The sequence below is a fragment of the Massilia sp. NBRC 108631 genome, from assembly GCF_059704565.1.
This window is the reverse complement of the sequence record NZ_BAAKJE010000164.1, coordinates 1-284: the sequence shown is the minus strand read 5'-3', so window position 1 is coordinate 284 and position 284 is coordinate 1. Positions and strand designations below refer to the sequence as shown.

Annotated in this window: 1 protein-coding gene; it reads right to left on the bottom strand. The window is 71.5% G+C overall.

The features are described 5' to 3' along the window. A partial coding sequence (locus AC6H42_RS17165) for a type VI secretion system Vgr family protein (protein ID WP_497548563.1) occupies positions 1 to 284 on the bottom strand: 284 nt, incomplete at both ends.

Sequence of the window (284 nt, the reverse complement as noted above, 5' to 3'; positions counted from 1 at the left end):
TAGCTGCCGCGCTGGGCGGAGCCGGGCGCCTGCTGGATCAGGTAGCCGAGGTTGAGCTGGGTGGCGGCGCTGCTGCTGGCCAGGCGCGTGCGCACCTGGCCGGGCGTGTCGTCGAGCTGCCATTGGCCGTAGCCGCTGCGGTCGAAGTTCTGACTGTGGATGCCGCTTATGGTGCCGGCGTGGTTCACGCCCGCGTCCACGCCCGCCGCGAAGGGCGGGGCGTCGCTGCCGGTGTAGAGCTGGGCCACCACCACCGGGCGGTCCATGTCGCCTTCGATGAAGTC